Below are 15,886 nucleotides of genomic sequence, written 5' to 3' on the forward strand. Positions count from 1 at the left end.
GGTCCTAGGACCCCGGCCGGTCCGCTCAGAGGTGCGTCGGTTCGAACATCCTCAGGAGGGCCGGGAGGACGACCACCGACGGGCCCGGGGTCGTGAGGGACTTCGTCAGGTCCGTCGTCAGGGTTTCCGGGGTCGTCAGGGTCGCCGGGACGCCGAAGGACTCCGAGAGGGCCACGAAGTCCGGGCGGGTGAGTTCCGTGCCGGTGGCCTCGCCGAAGGCGCCGGTCATGTACTCGCGCAGGATGCCGTAGCCGCCGTCGTCGACGATCAGCCACGTCACGTCCAGGCCGTACTGCTTCGCCGTCGCCAGCTCCGCGATCGAGTACATCGCGCCGCCGTCGCCGGAGACCGCGAGGACCGGGCGGCTCGGGTCGGCCACCGCCGCGCCGAGGGCCGCCGGGAAGGCGTAGCCGAGGCCGCCGGCGCCCTGCGCGGAGTGCATCGTGTTCGGGTGCTTCGCGTCGAAGGCCGACCACGCCCAGTACGCCAGGATCGTCATGTCCCAGAAGCTCGGCGACCGCTCCGGCAGCGCCTCCCGTACCGCCGCCACGACCCGCTGCTCCAGCCCCAGGCCCTGGGCCGCGATCCGGTCCCTGACCTTCGCCAGGACGGCCGCGACCCGCTCGGGCGCGGTGGGGTCCCGGCGCTCCGGCACCGTCTCCAGGAGCGCCTGGAGCGCGAGCCGGGCGTCCGCGTGGATGCCGAGCGCCGGGTGGTTCGACTCCAGCTTCCCGGCGTCCGCCTCGATCTGGATCACCCGGCCGCGCGGCGCGAACGTGTGGTAGTTCGAGGACAGCTCACCGAGGCCCGAGCCGATGACGAGGAGGACGTCGGCGTCCTCCAGGAAGTCGGTGGTGTGCCGGTCCTCCAGCCAGGACTGGAGCGACAGCGGGTGCTCCCACGGGAACGCCCCCTTGCCGCCGAAGGTCGTCACGACGGGGATGTCCAGCCGCTCCGCGAGCGCCAGCAGCTTGCCCGAGGCGTCGGAGCGGACGACTCCGCCGCCCGCGATGACCGCCGGGCGCTCGGCGTTCGCGAGCAGGTGCGCCGCGACCGCCGTCAGCTCGGGGCGCGGGGCGACCTCCTCGGGCGTCGCGTCCATCGCCGTCACGACCGGCAGGGTGGTCTCCGCGAGGAGCACGTCCTGCGGGATCTCCACCCAGACCGGCCCGTGCGGGGCGGTGAGCGCCGATTCCCAGGCCGCCGCGATGGCGGAGGGGATCTGGGACTGCGTACGGACCGTGTGGACGGACTTCACCACGTCCCGGAAGGAGGCCTGCTGGTCGCGCAGCTCGTGCAGGTAGCCGTGTCGGCCGCCGCCGAGGCCGGCCACCGGGATCTGGCTGCCGATCGCGAGGACGGGCGCGGACGCGGACGCGGCCTCCTGGAGCGCGGCGAGCGACATCAGCGCGCCGGGCCCGGTGGAGAGCAGCAGCGGGGCGGCCTCACCGGTGATCCGGCCGTAGGCGTCGGCGGCGAAGCCCGCGTTGTTCTCGACGCGGAGGCCGACGTACGTCAGTGCCGAGCGGCGCAGGGCGTCGAACATGCCCAGGGCGTGCTGGCCGGGGAGGCCGAAGACGGTGGTGGCGCCGAGGCCGGTGAGGGTCTCGACGACCAGGTCGCCGCCGATGCGCCCCTTGGGCGGGTCGAGGGCGGCTGCCGTCTGCGCGTCGGTGGGGCGGAGTACCAGGTCGTGGTCGTGGGTCATCGGATCCCTCGGGGCGTGGCGTGGTCGGTGCGGTGCGGCCCGGTGGCCGGGGCGGGCCCCGCGTTCCGCCCGGGGGAGGAACGCGGGGCACCTCCGACAGGTTCCTACTTCGCCGCGCGGCCCGCCGCGATCTGGCGGGACATGATCGTCGTCAGCTCGTACGCGGTGTGCGAAGCGGCGACCGCCGTGATCTCGGCGTGGTCGTACGCGGGAGCCACCTCGACGACGTCCGCCGACACCAGGTTGCAGGAGGACAGCCCGCGCAGGATCTCCAGCAGCTCGCGGGAGGTCATGCCGCCCGCCTCGGGGGTGCCGGTGCCGGGCGCGTGGGCCGGGTCGAGGCAGTCGATGTCGATGGAGATGTACAGCGGGCGGTCGCCGATGCGCTGGCGCAGCTGGTCGGCGACCTCGTCGGCGCCACGGCGGTAGACGTCCGCCGAGGTGACGATGCCGAAGCCCATCTTCTCGTCGTCGGTGAGGTCCTGCTTGCCGTAGAGCGGGCCGCGCGTACCGACGTGGGAGAGCGCCTCGGTGTCGAGGATGCCCTCCTCGACGGCCCGGCGGAACGGCGTGCCGTGGGTGTACTCGGCGCCGAAGTAGGTGTCCCAGGTGTCGAGGTGCGCGTCGAAGTGGAGCAGGGCGACGGGGCCGTGCTTCTTGGCGACGGAGCGGAGCAGCGGCAGCGCGATGGTGTGGTCGCCGCCGAGGGTCATCATGCGGGCGCCGGAGGCGAGCAGGTCGTCGGCGGCGGCCTCGATGGTCTCGACGGCCTCGTTGATGTTGAACGGGTTGGCGGCGATGTCGCCGGCGTCCGCGACCTGGGCGAGGGCGAACGGGGAGGCGTCCTGCGCCGGGTTGTAGGGGCGCAGCAGGCGGGAGGCCTCGCGGATGGCGTTGCCGCCGAAGCGGGCGCCGGGGCGGTAGGAGACGCCGCTGTCGAAGGGGACGCCGACCACGGCGATGTCGGTGGTGCCGACCTCGTCGAGTCGCGGCAGGCGGGCGAACGTCGCGGGACCGGCGTACCGCGGGACGCGGGACGAGTCGATCGGGCCGCGCGGGGTGTTCCGGTCGCTGCTGCTCATGGTCGGGGTCCTCCTGAGGTGGATCGGTCGGGGTCCGCCCGTGGCCCCGGATGTTCACGACGGTAGGTCGCCGGGGCCCTCCGTTGAAGGGTACGTTTCCTCCACTGTCGACACCGGAAATGTACGAAGGATCCATGACCGTGTCCGTACCGGAACTCGCCTCCCCCACTCCCCCCGCGCCGCCCGTCTCCCTCGCCGCGCTGCTCGCCCGCCGGGACCTGGGGCTCCGGCTGCTCGCCGGGCCCGGGGACGTACCGCTGCACTGGGTGCACACCTCGGAGATGGCCGACCCGTATCCGTACCTCCTCGGCGGCGAGCTGCTGATGACGGCGGGCGTGCAGCTCACCGAGCCGGCGCGGTACGTGGAGCGGGTGGTGGAGGCGGGGGCGGCGGCGCTCGCCTTCGGGGTGACGCCGGTGTACGACACGGTTCCGGCGGAACTGGTCGAGGCCTGCGCGCGGCACGGGCTGCCGCTGGTCGAGGTGCCGCCGAGGACTCCGTTCACGGCGGTCGCGCGGGCGGTGTGGCGGCTGATGGCCGAGGCCCGGCTGCACGAGCTGCGCCGGGTGACGGAGGCCCAGCAGTCCCTGGCGGCGGCAGCGGCCCGGCCCGCCCCGGTCCCGGCGGTGCTCGGCGCGCTCGCCTCGCGGCTGGCGGGGCGGGCGGTCCTCTTCGGGGCGGACGGCACGGAGTCCGCGGCGGCGGGCCGGGCGGTACCGGCGGAGTCGGCGCGGGCGCTGCGCGAGCTGGCGGGGGTGCTGGGGCCGCGCCCCGGCGGGCCCGCGTCGGCGAGCGGGGACGGCGGCGGGCTGCGGCTCGCGGCGTACGCGCTGGGCGGCGGGGACGGTCTGACGCTCGGGATCGCCACGGAGCGGCGCGGCCCCGGGGACCACACGATCGCGGGGGTCGCGGTCGTGCTGCTCTCCCTGCTGACGGCCCCGCACCGGGGTGCGGACGTGACGGTACGGGACGGGGCGCTGGTCCGGCTGCTCCTGGGCGCGGCCCCGGCGGAGGCCGCGGGCGCCCTGGGCCCCGGCCCGTGGACGGTGGTCCACGCCTCGGGCGGCGACGGCACGCCGTTCGCGGCGGCGAGCCTGGCGGCGGCGCTGGGGACACCACTGGTGGACACGGGGGCGGGGGCGGGCGGCGCCACGGCCTCGGGCACAGGCACAGGCACGGGCACGGGCACGGACACGGGCGCGGGCGCGGGCAAAGCCGCCCCCGGAACCGTCCGTCTCCTCCTCCCCTCCTCCGCCGCCCTCACCCCCCAGGACGGCTGGACCCTCGGGGCGAGCGCCCCCGTCCCCGCCGCCGACCTCGCCGCCGGGGACGCCCAGGCGGCGCGGGCGCTGCGCCGGGCGGAGGCCACCCGGGTGGCGCTGGTGCGGCACCGGGCGGGCGGTTTCGCGGGGCTGGTGGACCGGGACGAGGCCGCCGCGTACGCCCGTGAGCTGCTGGCGCCGCTCGGGGAGCCGCTGACCGAGACCCTGCGCGCATGGCTCTCGCTGCACGGCGGCTGGGACCGGACGGCGGTGGCGACGGGCCTGCACCGCAACACCGTGCGACAGCGGATCGCGCGCTGCGCGGCGCTCCTCGACCGGGACCTGGACGATCCGGACGTAAGGATGGAGCTGTGGTTCGCATTGCACTCGGCCCCGAACGCTGGACAGAGGGGTTGACCGATCGGTAACTTCGTCCCCAAGAGGGCTGAGCAAGCGCTTAGACAACCTGGACCGGACACGAAGGAGGGCGACTCGTGCGCCGTACCGTATTCAACGAGGACCACGAGGCGTTCCGGGAGACCATCCGCGCCTTCATCGAGGCCGAGGTCGTCCCCGTCTACGACGAGTGGTTCGCCGCGGGCCAGGCGCCCCGCGAGTTCTACGACAAGCTCGGTGAGCTGGGCATCTTTGGCATCAACGTGCCCGAGGAGTTCGGCGGCGCGGGCCTGGACACCCACAAGTTCGAGGCCGTCCTGTACGAGGAGACCTCGCGCGCCGGTGTGCAGTTCGGCGGCTCCGGCGTCCATGTGCTGCTCGCCCTGCCGTACATCAAGATGCTCGCCACCGGCGACCAGAAGAAGCGCTACCTGCCGAAGTTCGTCACCGGCGAGGAGATGTGGGCCCTCGCGATGACCGAGCCGGGCACCGGCTCCGACGTCGCGGGCATGAAGACCACCGCCAAGCTCTCCGAGGACGGCACGCACTACGTCCTCAACGGCGCCAAGACCTTCATCACCGGTGGCGTCCACGCCGACCGCGTGATCGTCTGCGCCCGCACCTCCGCCCCGAGCGCCGAGGACCGCCGCTTCGGCATCTCCCTCTTCGCCGTGGACACCAAGTCCGAGGGCTACTCCATCGGCCGCAAGCTGGACAAGCTGGGCCTGCGCACCTCCGACACGGCCGAGCTGGCCTTCGTCGACGTCAAGGTGCCGGTCGAGGACCTGCTCGGCGAGGAGGGCAAGGGCTTCTCGTACCTCGGCCACAACCTCGCCTCCGAGCGCTGGGGCATCGCCTTCGGCGCCTACGCGCAGGCCAAGGCCGCCGTCCGCTTCGCGCAGCAGTACGTGCAGGAGCGCACGGTCTTCGGCAAGACGGTCGCCTCCTTCCAGAACACCAAGTTCGAGCTGGCCGCCTGCCAGGCCGAGGTGGACGCCGCCGAGGCCGTCGCCGACCGCGCCCTGGAGGCCCTGGACGCGGGCGAGCTGTCCCCGGCCGAGGCCGCGAGCGCCAAGCTGTTCTGCACCGAGGTCGCGCACCGCGTGATCGACCGCTGCCTCCAGCTGCACGGCGGCTACGGCTACATGAACGAGTACCCGATCGCCCGCCTGTACGCCGACAACCGCGTCAACCGCATCTACGGCGGCACCAGCGAGATCATGAAGTCGATCATCGCCAAGTCGATGGGCCTGTAGGTCCAGGTGCCCGAAGCGCACAGCGCCCTGGACGCCCTGCTCGATCTGCTCGACCTGGAGCGGATCGAGCGGGACATCTTCCGGGGCGAGTCCCGGTCCGCGCTCGTCCCCCGCGTCTTCGGCGGCCAGGTGGCCGCCCAGGCGCTGGTGGCGGCGGGCCGGACCGTGCCGGAGGACCGGCTCGCCCACTCGCTCCACGCGTACTTCCTGCGCGCCGGCGACCCGGGCGCGCCGATCGTCTACACGGTCGACCGCATCCGCGACGGACGCTCCTTCACCACCCGCCGGGTGGTCGCGGTCCAGCACGGGCAGCCGATATTCCACCTCTCGGCGTCCTTCCAGACATACGAGGAGGGGCTCGACCACCAGGTCGACATGCCGCCCGCGCCGGACCCGGAGTCACTCCCCACACCGGCCGAGATGCTCCCCCGCCACCTCCCGCGCGAGGTCGCGGACCGGCTGGTCGAGGCCCGCGCGGCCGTGGACCTGCGGTACGCCGACGTACCGCCCTGGGGTTCGGTCGGACAGCCGCGCGAGCCGCGCTCACAGGTGTGGTTCCGTACCAACGGCAAGCTCGCCGACGACCCCCTGCTGCATGTCGTCCTGGCCACGTACGTCTCCGACATGACCCTGCTCGACTCCGTCCTGCTCGCGCACGGGCGGGGCGGCTGGGCCGTCGGGGACGTGGTCGGGGCCTCCCTGGACCACGCGATGTGGTTCCACCGGCCGTTCCGGGCCGACGAATGGCTCCTGTACGACCAGGAGTCGCCGACCGCGTCCGGCGGGCGCGGCCTCGGCCAGGCCCGGATCTACACCCAGGACGGACGGCTCGCGATCTCGGTCATCCAGGAGGGTGTCGTTCGCGTGCCGCGCTGATGACCGGACATACCGTCCGATGTCATGGCAGAGCAGTCGGGGAACGGTGAGAGCACCTTCACGGTGATCGTGGCGGCGACGGCGAACCTGGGGATCGCCGTCGCCAAGGCCGTCGCCGGCGTCGTCAGCGGATCCAGCGCGATGCTCTCGGAGGCCGCCCACTCCCTCGCCGACACGGTCACCGAGGTCATGCTGCTCACCGCGCTCAAGCGCAGCGGGAAGCCGGCCGACGAGGACCACCCCGTCGGGTACGCGGGCGAGCGCTACGTCTGGGCGATGCTCGCGGCCGTCGCCACTTTCGTGGGCGGCGCGGTCTTCTCGATCTACGACGGCATCCACACCCTCAGCCAGGGCGAGGAGCCGGGCGACCCGCTGATCTCCTACATCGTCCTCGGCGTCGCCTTCCTCCTGGAGGGCTTCTCGCTGCGGACCGGGGTGAAGCAGGTGAAGGCCGAGGCGGAGCGGGCGCGGGCGCCCTTCGCCCGCTATCTGCGGCTGATGCCCGACACCACCGTCAAGGCGGTGGTCATGGAGGACTCCGCCGCCCTCGCCGGACTCATGCTGGCGGCGGGCGGCCTCCTCGGCGTCCAGATCACCGGCTCCGGCGTCTGGGACGGCGTCGCCTCGATCCTGATCGGCTGCCTGCTGGTGTACGTGGCCTGGGTGCTCGGCCGCTCCAACGCCGAACTGCTCATCGGCCGGCCGCTCCCCCGCACGATGCGGAAGGAGGTCCGCGAGGAGCTGCTCTCCGTGCCCCACATCGTGGACGTACTCGATCTGACCACCCTCATCCAGGGCCCCGGCGAGGTCCTGATCGCGGCGAAGGTCGACTTCCGGGACGTCGCGTCGGCGGCGCAGGTCGAATGGGCCTGCGAGGACGCCGAACAACAGCTCCGCGAACGCTTCCCCCAGATCCGCCGGGTGTACCTGGACCTGACGCCGGGCGTGGCGCGGCGCCGGGACGGGCGGGAGGGGTAGGGGACCGTCAGGCGAGGCCCGCCGCGTCCAGCGTGTACGCCGTCAGCGGCTCGTAGTAGCGGGGGTCCAGGACGTGGTCGTCCAGGGGGATCGTGACCTGCATCGTGCCCTCCGCCTCGCCGATGAAGAGCGCGGGGTCGTTGCAGTCCGCGTAGCCGACGGAGTCGATCCCGCGCTGGCCCGCGCGCCCGGCCCAGCCGTGGTCCGCGATCACCAGGTCGGGGCGGCCGTCCTCGCCGAGCCCGTCCAGGATCGCGTTCATCGGCTCCGGGGAGTGGGTGTGCCAGAGGCTGGCGCCGCGCTCGAAGACGGCGACGTCCGCGAACTGCACGACGTATCCCTCGTCCGCGACGAGCCCGCCGGGGATGCGGACGATGTCGCAGCCCTGGGCGCGCAGCGCGGCGGCGACCCGGCTGTGCACGTCGATCAGCGCGCCGGGGTGGCCGGTCGCGAAGAGGACCCGCTCACGGCCCGCGGCGGCCTTGCGCAGCCGGGCGGCCATCCGGTCGAGGCCGTCGACGGTGAGCTCGGGATCGATGGTGTCCTGGCCGACGCGGTGGACCGGGTCGTCGATGACGCCGCAGCGCTCGGCCATCACGGCGAGCACGTCCTGCTCGTCGCTCCAGCGGTCGCCGAGCTCCAGGCCGAGCCAGTAGTGCCGGTCGCCGTTGGCGAGCTTGCGGTAGTGGGAGAGGTTGTTGTCGCGCGGGGTCGCGACGTCTCCCGCGATCCGGGTGCGGACGAGGTGCTCGACGAGGGCGGGGCGGCTGAGTATCGGCATGGGGTTCATTCTGGAGGACGCCACCGCGTGACGGGCAATCGTTCCGTCCCGTGGACCCGCCGGAAGCCGCGGCCGGACCCGCCGGAAGCCGTGGCACGGCCCGCCGGGAGCCGCGGCCGGACCCGCCGGGGCCTACCCCGCGAGCGCCCCGAAGGCCCCGTGGGCCAGGCGCTTGAGGAGGGCCTCCATCGGGCCCCGGCCGAGCGCGGCCAGGTGCGGGGTGGAGTTCAGGAGTCCGAAGACGGCGTGGACGGCGGTCCGCGACTCCGACTCCCCCGCGTCCGGGTACAGCTCGCGCACGACCGTCACCCACAGTTCCACGTACTGGCGCTGGAGCTGCCGCACCCGCTTGCGGTCCTCGTCCTTGAGGCGGTCCAGCTCGCGGTCGTGGAGCGTGATCAGCGGCCGGTCGTCGAGGGCGAAGTCGATGTGCCCGTCGATGAGGGCGCCGAGGAGGACGCGCGGGTCCCCGTCGGATTCGGCCACCCGCAGCCGTCCGCCGGACAGCAGCCGCTCGCTGATGCCGACCAGCAGCTCGGCGAGCATCGCGTCCTTGCCGGGGAAGTGCCGGTAGAGCCCGGGGCCGCTGATGCCGACGGCGGCCCCTATCTCGTCCACGCCCACGCCGTGGAACCCACGCTCGGCGAAGAGGCGGGCGGCCTCCTTGAGGATCTGCTCGCGCCGCGTGGGGGCGTCGATCCTGCCGGTGGCGGTGGGGGTCGGAGTCGTGGCCATGGGTTCCATCCTAGACAACGCGGTTAGCGGTCGTTAACCTGAGCGTCATACGTTAACGCTCATTAACCGAGCAAGGGAGCTCGAGGGATGCAGCAGGCACCTGTGCTGGCGAGTGCGGCGGATCCCGCCTCGCCGGCCTGGCAGGCGAACGAGGCGGCGCACCACGAGCTGGCCGCGACCCTGCGCGACAAGCTCGCCGCCGCGGCACTGGGCGGCGGCGAGAAGTCGCGGGCCCGGCACACCGCGCGCGGGAAGCTGCTGCCGCGCGACCGGGTGGACACGCTCCTCGACCCGGGCTCGCCCTTCCTGGAGCTGGCCCCGCTCGCGGCGAACGGCATGTACGGCGACGCGGCCCCGGCGGCCGGGGTCATCGCGGGCATCGGCCGGGTCAGCGGACGCGAGTGCGTGATCGTCGCCAACGACGCGACCGTCAAGGGCGGCACGTACTACCCGATGACGGTGAAGAAGCACCTGCGGGCCCAGGAGGTGGCGCTGGAGAATCGTCTCCCCTGCCTCTATCTGGTCGACTCGGGCGGCGCCTTCCTGCCGATGCAGGACGAGGTCTTCCCCGACCGGGAGCACTTCGGCCGGATCTTCTACAACCAGGCCCGGATGTCCGGCGCGGGCATCCCGCAGATCGCGGCGGTCATGGGCTCGTGCACGGCCGGTGGCGCGTACGTCCCGGCGATGAGCGACGAGGCCGTGATCGTACGGAACCAGGGCACGATCTTCCTCGGCGGTCCGCCGCTGGTGAAGGCCGCGACCGGTGAGGTCGTCACCGCGGAGGAGCTGGGCGGCGGCGAGGTCCACTCCCGGATCTCCGGCGTCACCGACCACCTCGCCGAGGACGACGCCCACGCGCTCCGGATCGTCCGGAACATCGTCGCCACGCTCCCCGGGCGCGGCCCGCTCCCCTGGTCGGTCGAGCCGGTCGAGGAGCCGAAGGTCGACCCCGCCGGGCTGTACGGCGCGGTGCCGGTCGACTCCCGCACCCCGTACGACGTGCGCGAGGTCATTGCCCGGGTCGTGGACGGCTCCCGCTTCCAGGAGTTCAAGTCCGAGTACGGGCAGACGCTGGTCACCGGCTTCGCCCGGATCCACGGCCACCCGGTCGGCATCGTCGCCAACAACGGCATCCTGTTCGCCGAGTCCGCCCAGAAGGGCGCGCACTTCATCGAGCTGTGCGACCAGCGCGGCATCCCGCTCGTCTTCCTGCAGAACATCACCGGCTTCATGGTCGGCAAGGCGTACGAGCACGGCGGCATCGCCAAGCACGGCGCCAAGATGGTCACGGCCGTGGCGACCACCCGCGTCCCGAAGCTGACGGTCGTCGTCGGCGGTTCGTACGGCGCGGGCAACTACTCGATGTGCGGCCGGGCGTACTCCCCGCGCTTCCTGTGGATGTGGCCCAACGCCAAGATCTCGGTCATGGGCGGCGAGCAGGCCGCGTCCGTCCTCGCGACCGTCAAGCGCGACCAGCTCGGCGACGACTGGAGCGCGGCGGACGAGGAGTCCTTCAAGGCGCCGATCCGCGAGCAGTACGACAGCCAGGGCAACGCCTACTACGCGACCGCCCGGCTCTGGGACGACGGGGTCATCGACCCGATGGAGACCCGGCAGGTCCTCGGACTCGCCCTGACCGCCTGTGCCAACGCGCCCCTGGGAGACCCCCAGTTCGGCGTCTTCCGGATGTGAAGGGCCCCCAGGAGATGCACAGCATGTTCGACACCGTCCTCGTGGCCAACCGGGGCGAGATCGCCGTCCGCGTCATCCGCACCCTGCGGGAGATGGGCGTCCGCTCGGTGGCCGTGTACAGCGACGCGGACGCCGACGCCCGCCACGTACGGGAGGCGGACACGGCGGTACGGATCGGCCCGCCGTCGGCCTCCGAGTCGTATCTGTCCGTCCCGGCGCTGCTCGACGCGGCCCGGCGGACCGGCGCGCAGGCCGTCCACCCCGGCTACGGCTTCCTCGCGGAGAACGCCGGCTTCGCGCAGGCCTGCGCGGACGCGGGCCTGGTCTTCATCGGCCCCTCCGCCGCCGCGATCTCCCTGATGGGCGACAAGATCCGGGCGAAGGAGACCGTGAAGGCCGCGGGCGTGCCCGTGGTGCCCGGCGCCGCGGACCCCGACATCGTCGACGCCGCCCGCGAGCTGGGCGCGCCCGTCCTGCTCAAGCCGAGCGCGGGCGGCGGCGGCAAGGGCATGCGGCTCGTCCGGGACCTGACGGTCCTCGAGGACGAGATCGCGGCGGCCCGGCGCGAGGCGCGTGCCTCCTTCGGTGACGACACGCTGCTGGTGGAGCGGTGGATCGACCGGCCCCGGCACATCGAGATCCAGGTCCTCGCGGATACCCACGGGAACGTGATCCACCTGGGCGAGCGCGAGTGCTCGCTCCAGCGGCGCCACCAGAAGATCATCGAGGAGGCGCCGAGCGTCCTGCTGACCCCGGAGCTCCGGGCGTCGATGGGTGCGGCGGCGGTCGAGGCGGCCCGGTCCTGCGGGTATGTCGGCGCGGGCACGGTCGAGTTCATCGTGCCGGGCGGCGACCCGTCCTCGTACTGCTTCATGGAGATGAACACCCGCCTCCAGGTCGAGCACCCGGTGACCGAACTGATCACCGGCGTCGACCTGGTGGAGTGGCAGCTGAGGGTGGCGTCGGGCGAGCCGCTGCCGTTCGCGCAGGAGGACATCCGGCTGGACGGCTGGGCGGTCGAGGCGCGGATCTGCGCGGAGGACCCCTCCCGGGGCTTCCTGCCCTCGGGCGGTACGGTCCTGGCGCTGAACGAGCCGCAGAGGGGAAGCGTCCGCACGGACTCGGGCCTCTCGGAGGGCACGGAGGTCTCGTCCCTCTACGACCCGATGCTGTCGAAGGTCATCGTCCACGCCCCCACCCGCGAGGCGGCCCTGCGGAAGCTGCGCGCGGCCCTGGCGGACACGGTCACCCTGGGCGTCCCGACGAACGCGGGCTTCCTCCGCCGCCTCCTCGCCCACCCGGACGTCGTCTCGGGCGCGCTGGACACGGGGCTGGTGGAGCGGGACGCGGAGAGCCTGATCCCGGAGGGCGTTCCGGAGGAGGTGTACGCGGCGGCGGCGGCCGTACGGCTCGCGCGGCTGGCCCCGCAGGCCCGGGACGGCTGGACGGACCCGTTCGACGTGCCGAGCGGCTGGCGCCTCGGCGGCACCGCGAAGCCGCTCGCCTTGCCGTTCCGCGTACCGGGGCACGAGCCCGTCATGGCCGGGGCGCCGGCCGGCACCCGGGTCACGGACACCGCGGTGACGGTCGCCCTGGACGGCGTCACCCACACCTTCCGCCACGCCGGCGACTGGCTGGGCCGCGACGGCGACTCCTGGCACGTCATGGATCACGACCCCGTCGCCGCCGCCCTCTCCGGCGCCCGGCACGGCGGTGCCGACACGCTCGCCGCGCCCATGCCCGGGACGGTGACCGTCGTCAAGGTCGCCGTCGGCGACGAGGTCGAGGCCGGGCAGAGCCTGCTGGTGGTGGAGGCGATGAAGATGGAGCACGTCATCTCCGCCCCGCACGCCGGCACCGTCACCGAGCTGGACGTCACCCCCGGCACCACCGTCGCCATGGACCAGATCCTGGCCGTGGTGACCCCCCGCGAGGAGGCCGCGGAATGACCCTGCCCATGACCGTCCGCGACCCCGCGCTCCCCGCCCGGGTCCGGATCCACGAGGTCGGTGCCCGGGACGGGCTGCAGAACGAGAAGACGGCCGTCCCGACCGACGTGAAGGCGGAGTTCGTGCGGCGGCTGGCCGCCGCCGGGCTCGGCACGATCGAGGCGACCAGCTTCGTGCACCCGAAGTGGGTGCCCCAACTGGCCGACGCGGAGGAGCTGTTCCCGCTCGTCCGCGACCTCCCCGTCCGGCTCCCGGTGCTCGTGCCGAACGAGCGCGGTCTCGACCGGGCCCTCGCGCTCGGCGCCCGCGAGGTCGCCGTGTTCGCCTCGGCGACCGAGTCCTTCGCGAAGGCCAACCTGAACCGGACCGTCGACGAGGCGCTCGCGATGTTCGCGCCGACGGTCACCCGCGCCATGGAGGCGGGGCTCAAGGTCCGCGGCTACCTCTCGATGTGCTTCGGCGACCCCTGGGAGGGCGCCGTGCCGGTCGAGCCGGTCGTCCGGGTCACCAAGGCCCTCGCCGACATGGGCTGCGACGAACTGAGCCTCGGCGACACCATCGGCGTCGCCACCCCCGGTCATGTCCAGGCCCTCCTGACGGCCCTGAACGAGGCCGGCGTCCCCACCTCCCGTATCGCCGTGCACTTCCACGACACCTACGGACAGGCCCTGTCCAACACCCTGGCCGCCCTGCGCCACGGGGTGACCACGGTCGACGCCTCCGCCGGCGGCCTCGGCGGCTGCCCGTACGCGAAGAGCGCGACCGGCAATCTCGCCACCGAGGACCTCGTGTGGATGCTCGACGGTCTCGGCATCGAGACCGGCATCGACCTGGCCGCCCTCACCGCCACGAGCGTGTGGATGGCCGAGCGGCTGGGCCGCCCCAGCCCTTCCCGTACCGTCCGCGCCCTCTCCCACAAGGAGTGACGAACACCATGTCCCTCGACCACCGGCTCTCCGCAGAGCACGAGGAACTCCGCCGTACCGTCGAGGCGTTCGCGCACGACGTGGTGGCGCCGAAGATCGGCGACCTCTACGAGCGGCACGAGTTCCCGTACGAGATCGTCCGCGAGATGGGCCGCATGGGCCTGTTCGGGCTGCCGTTCCCCGAGGAGTACGGCGGCATGGGCGGCGACTACCTGGCGCTCGGGATCGCCCTGGAGGAGCTGGCCCGGGTCGACTCCTCCGTCGCGATCACCCTGGAGGCCGGTGTCTCGCTCGGCGCGATGCCGGTGTTCCGCTTCGGGACCGAGGAGCAGAAGCGCGAGTGGCTGCCGAAGCTGTGCGCCGGTGAGGTCCTCGGCGCGTTCGGGCTGACCGAGCCGGGCGCCGGCAGCGACGCCGGCGGCACCCGCACCACCGCCGTCCGCGACGGCGACCACTGGGTGATCAACGGCTCCAAGTGCTTCATCACCAACTCCGGTACGGACATCACGGGTCTGGTGACGGTCACGGCGGTCACCGGCCGCAAGCCCGACGGTCGGCCGCTGATCTCCTCGATCATCGTCCCCTCCGGCACCCCGGGCTTCACGGTCGCCGCCCCGTACTCCAAGGTCGGCTGGAACGCCTCGGACACCCGCGAGCTGTCCTTCACCGACGTCCGCGTCCCGGTGGAGAACCTGCTCGGCGAGGAGGGCCGCGGGTACGCGCAGTTCCTGCGCATCCTCGACGAGGGCCGGGTCGCCATCGCGGCGCTCGCGACGGGCCTCGCGCAGGGCTGTGTCGACGAGTCGGTGAAGTACGCGCACGAGCGGCACGCCTTCGGCCGTCCGATCGCGGACAACCAGGCCATCCAGTTCAAGATCGCCGACATGGAGACGAAGGCGCACATGGCCCGGATCGGCTGGCGGGACGCGGCCTCGCGGCTGGTCCTCGGCGAGCCCTTCAAGAAGGAGGCGGCCATCGCGAAGCTGTACTCCTCGACGGTAGCGGTGGACAACGCCCGCGAGGCGACCCAGATCCACGGCGGCTACGGCTTCATGAACGAGTACCCGGTGGCCCGCATGTGGCGCGACTCGAAGATCCTGGAGATCGGCGAGGGCACGAGCGAGGTCCAGCGGATGCTGATCGCACGGGAGTTGGGCCTGCCGGCCTGACGCGGACCCCTCCCCGCGGCGAGCCCGTCGTCCCCTCGGGGCGGCGGGCTTCGCCGTACCCCCGTATCCCCTGCCCCCGCACCCCTATGGAGATTAGTGAGGTTAGGCTAACCTACGTTCTCATGACGCACGCCGAGACCGCCCCCTTCCAGTTCTTCCCCCTCCAGGTCGACCGGACCCGGCGGCTCGGCCCGTCCCTGGTCCGGGTCACCTTCACCGGGGACGAGCTGAAGAACTTCGCCGCCGGGGGCCGCGACCAGTCGCTCTCGCTCTTCCTGCCGCACCCCGGCCAGCCGGCACCCGTCCTGCCGCCGCTGGACGATCCCGACATGTACGCGATCCTCGGCGCCTGGCGCGCGATGCCCGACGACGAGCGGGCCGTGATGCGCTCGTACACCGTCCGCGAGCAGCGCACCGAGCCGGTGCACGAGATGGACATCGACTTCGCGATCCACGAGGACGGCGGCCCCGCCTGCCGCTGGGCCGGACGCGCCGCGCCCGGCGACCGGGTGGTCGTACTGGGACCGGCCGTCGCGGAGAACACCGGCGTCCGCTTCCGGCTGCCCGAGGACGCCGACTCCGTCGTGATCTGGGCGGACGAGACCGCCCTTCCGGCCGCCTCGGCGATCCTGGAGTGGCTGCCGGCCGACACCCGCGCCCGGGTCTTCCTCGAAGTGCCCTACTCCGGGGACCGCATGGAGCTGTCGACGCGCGCCGACGCGACCGTCACCTGGCTCGTACGGGAGGAGGGGGCGCCGTCCGCCGTGGACGCGGTGCGCGGGGCCGAACTGGCCGGGGAGGCCCCGTACGTCTGGATCGCGGGCGAGTCGGGCGCGGTGAAGGCACTGCGCCGGCACTTCGTGCGGGAGCGCGAACTCGACCGGCGCCGGGTGACGTTCGTCGGCTACTGGCGCAAGGGGCTGTCCGAGGACGCACTGCGCGAGGTCCCGGACGAGACGACACAGGACGAGGCGCGGGACGCGACGCGCGACGAGGCAGTGCGGGGCGCATCGCAGGACGCGGCGTAGCCCCGCCCCTCTACCCCCACAGGGCCAACGGCCCCCCAGCCCTTT

At 73.1% G+C, this 15,886-nt stretch carries 13 protein-coding genes; 9 read left to right on the plus strand and 4 right to left on the minus strand.

Going from position 1 to position 15,886, the window contains the following annotated elements; all coding sequences use genetic code 11:
- Positions 1-25: 25 nt before the first annotated feature.
- Both V4Y03_RS11455 and speB read right to left on the minus strand, forming a co-directional pair.
- The gene (locus V4Y03_RS11455; protein WP_332434849.1) at positions 26-1,708 is read right to left on the minus strand and encodes a thiamine pyrophosphate-binding protein; all 1,683 of its coding nucleotides are present in this window, start codon (positions 1,706-1,708) and stop codon (positions 26-28) included.
- Between the two features lie 104 nt (positions 1,709-1,812).
- A complete protein-coding gene (speB, locus tag V4Y03_RS11460; protein ID WP_317876725.1) occupies positions 1,813-2,790 on the minus strand; it encodes an agmatinase in 978 nt (325 codons plus the stop codon).
- Between the two features lie 134 nt (positions 2,791-2,924).
- Here speB and V4Y03_RS11465 point away from each other — a divergent pair, with 134 nt between their 5' ends.
- The 4 genes from V4Y03_RS11465 to V4Y03_RS11480 all read left to right on the plus strand — a co-directional run bounded on the left by V4Y03_RS11465 (position 2,925) and on the right by V4Y03_RS11480 (position 7,558).
- Positions 2,925-4,469 carry a PucR family transcriptional regulator ligand-binding domain-containing protein gene (locus V4Y03_RS11465; protein WP_332434850.1) on the plus strand — a complete coding sequence of 515 codons (1,545 nt, stop codon included), beginning with the start codon at positions 2,925-2,927 and terminating at the stop codon, positions 4,467-4,469.
- A 77-nt stretch (positions 4,470-4,546) separates the two neighbouring features.
- Positions 4,547-5,704, plus strand: coding sequence for an acyl-CoA dehydrogenase family protein (locus V4Y03_RS11470; RefSeq protein ID WP_317873849.1), 1,158 nt, complete (start codon positions 4,547-4,549; stop codon positions 5,702-5,704).
- A 6-nt stretch (positions 5,705-5,710) separates the two neighbouring features.
- A complete protein-coding gene (locus V4Y03_RS11475) occupies positions 5,711-6,580 on the plus strand; it encodes an acyl-CoA thioesterase (protein ID WP_317873850.1) in 870 nt (289 codons plus the stop codon).
- A gap of 24 nt (positions 6,581-6,604) precedes the next feature.
- Entirely contained in the window at positions 6,605-7,558 is a 954-nt protein-coding gene (locus tag V4Y03_RS11480; RefSeq protein WP_332434851.1) for a cation diffusion facilitator family transporter, read from the plus strand.
- A gap of 7 nt (positions 7,559-7,565) precedes the next feature.
- Here V4Y03_RS11480 and V4Y03_RS11485 read toward each other — a convergent pair whose 3' ends face one another.
- Together V4Y03_RS11485 and V4Y03_RS11490 are read right to left on the minus strand one after the other, a co-directional pair.
- Positions 7,566-8,339 (minus strand): phosphatase, encoded by a 774-nt coding sequence (locus V4Y03_RS11485; RefSeq protein ID WP_332434852.1) that lies wholly within the window; start codon positions 8,337-8,339, stop codon positions 7,566-7,568.
- Between the two features lie 132 nt (positions 8,340-8,471).
- Positions 8,472-9,074 carry an SACE_7040 family transcriptional regulator gene (locus V4Y03_RS11490; protein WP_317873853.1) on the minus strand — a complete coding sequence of 201 codons (603 nt, stop codon included), beginning with the start codon at positions 9,072-9,074 and terminating at the stop codon, positions 8,472-8,474.
- Between the two features lie 87 nt (positions 9,075-9,161).
- Here V4Y03_RS11490 and V4Y03_RS11495 point away from each other — a divergent pair, with 87 nt between their 5' ends.
- The 5 genes from V4Y03_RS11495 to V4Y03_RS11515 all read left to right on the plus strand — a co-directional run bounded on the left by V4Y03_RS11495 (position 9,162) and on the right by V4Y03_RS11515 (position 15,841).
- Positions 9,162-10,769, plus strand: coding sequence for a carboxyl transferase domain-containing protein (locus V4Y03_RS11495; protein ID WP_332434853.1), 1,608 nt, complete (start codon positions 9,162-9,164; stop codon positions 10,767-10,769).
- Positions 10,770-10,783: 14 nt separating this feature from the next.
- On the plus strand, positions 10,784-12,718 hold the full coding sequence (locus V4Y03_RS11500) for an ATP-binding protein (protein ID WP_332434854.1): 1,935 nt from the start codon (positions 10,784-10,786) through the stop codon (positions 12,716-12,718).
- Positions 12,715-13,644, plus strand: coding sequence for a hydroxymethylglutaryl-CoA lyase (locus V4Y03_RS11505; RefSeq protein WP_332434855.1), 930 nt, complete (start codon positions 12,715-12,717; stop codon positions 13,642-13,644). The genes V4Y03_RS11500 and V4Y03_RS11505 overlap by 4 nt, the downstream gene beginning before the upstream one ends.
- Before the next feature lie 8 nt (positions 13,645-13,652).
- Complete coding sequence (locus V4Y03_RS11510; protein WP_317873857.1) at positions 13,653-14,813, plus strand: acyl-CoA dehydrogenase family protein; 1,161 nt, start codon at positions 13,653-13,655, stop codon at positions 14,811-14,813.
- Between the two features lie 122 nt (positions 14,814-14,935).
- A complete protein-coding gene (locus V4Y03_RS11515) occupies positions 14,936-15,841 on the plus strand; it encodes a siderophore-interacting protein (protein WP_332434856.1) in 906 nt (301 codons plus the stop codon).
- Positions 15,842-15,886 lie beyond the last annotated feature (45 nt).

Origin of the sequence: Streptomyces sp. P9-A4 (assembly GCF_036634195.1) — a bacterium.
Lineage (GTDB): Bacteria > Actinomycetota > Actinomycetes > Streptomycetales > Streptomycetaceae > Streptomyces.

Coding starts and splice junctions, on each gene's coding strand:
- V4Y03_RS11490 (WP_317873853.1), bottom strand. CDS start 9,074: ATGGCCACGACTCCGACCCCCACCGCCACCGGCAGGATCGACGCCCCC.
- V4Y03_RS11510 (WP_317873857.1), top strand. CDS start 13,653: ATGTCCCTCGACCACCGGCTCTCCGCAGAGCACGAGGAACTCCGCCGT.
- V4Y03_RS11480 (WP_332434851.1), top strand. CDS start 6,605: ATGGCAGAGCAGTCGGGGAACGGTGAGAGCACCTTCACGGTGATCGTG.
- V4Y03_RS11465 (WP_332434850.1), top strand. CDS start 2,925: ATGACCGTGTCCGTACCGGAACTCGCCTCCCCCACTCCCCCCGCGCCG.
- V4Y03_RS11500 (WP_332434854.1), top strand. CDS start 10,784: ATGCACAGCATGTTCGACACCGTCCTCGTGGCCAACCGGGGCGAGATC.
- speB (WP_317876725.1), bottom strand. CDS start 2,790: ATGAGCAGCAGCGACCGGAACACCCCGCGCGGCCCGATCGACTCGTCC.
- V4Y03_RS11485 (WP_332434852.1), bottom strand. CDS start 8,339: ATGCCGATACTCAGCCGCCCCGCCCTCGTCGAGCACCTCGTCCGCACC.
- V4Y03_RS11455 (WP_332434849.1), bottom strand. CDS start 1,708: ATGACCCACGACCACGACCTGGTACTCCGCCCCACCGACGCGCAGACG.
- V4Y03_RS11515 (WP_332434856.1), top strand. CDS start 14,936: ATGACGCACGCCGAGACCGCCCCCTTCCAGTTCTTCCCCCTCCAGGTC.
- V4Y03_RS11505 (WP_332434855.1), top strand. CDS start 12,715: ATGACCCTGCCCATGACCGTCCGCGACCCCGCGCTCCCCGCCCGGGTC.
- V4Y03_RS11495 (WP_332434853.1), top strand. CDS start 9,162: ATGCAGCAGGCACCTGTGCTGGCGAGTGCGGCGGATCCCGCCTCGCCG.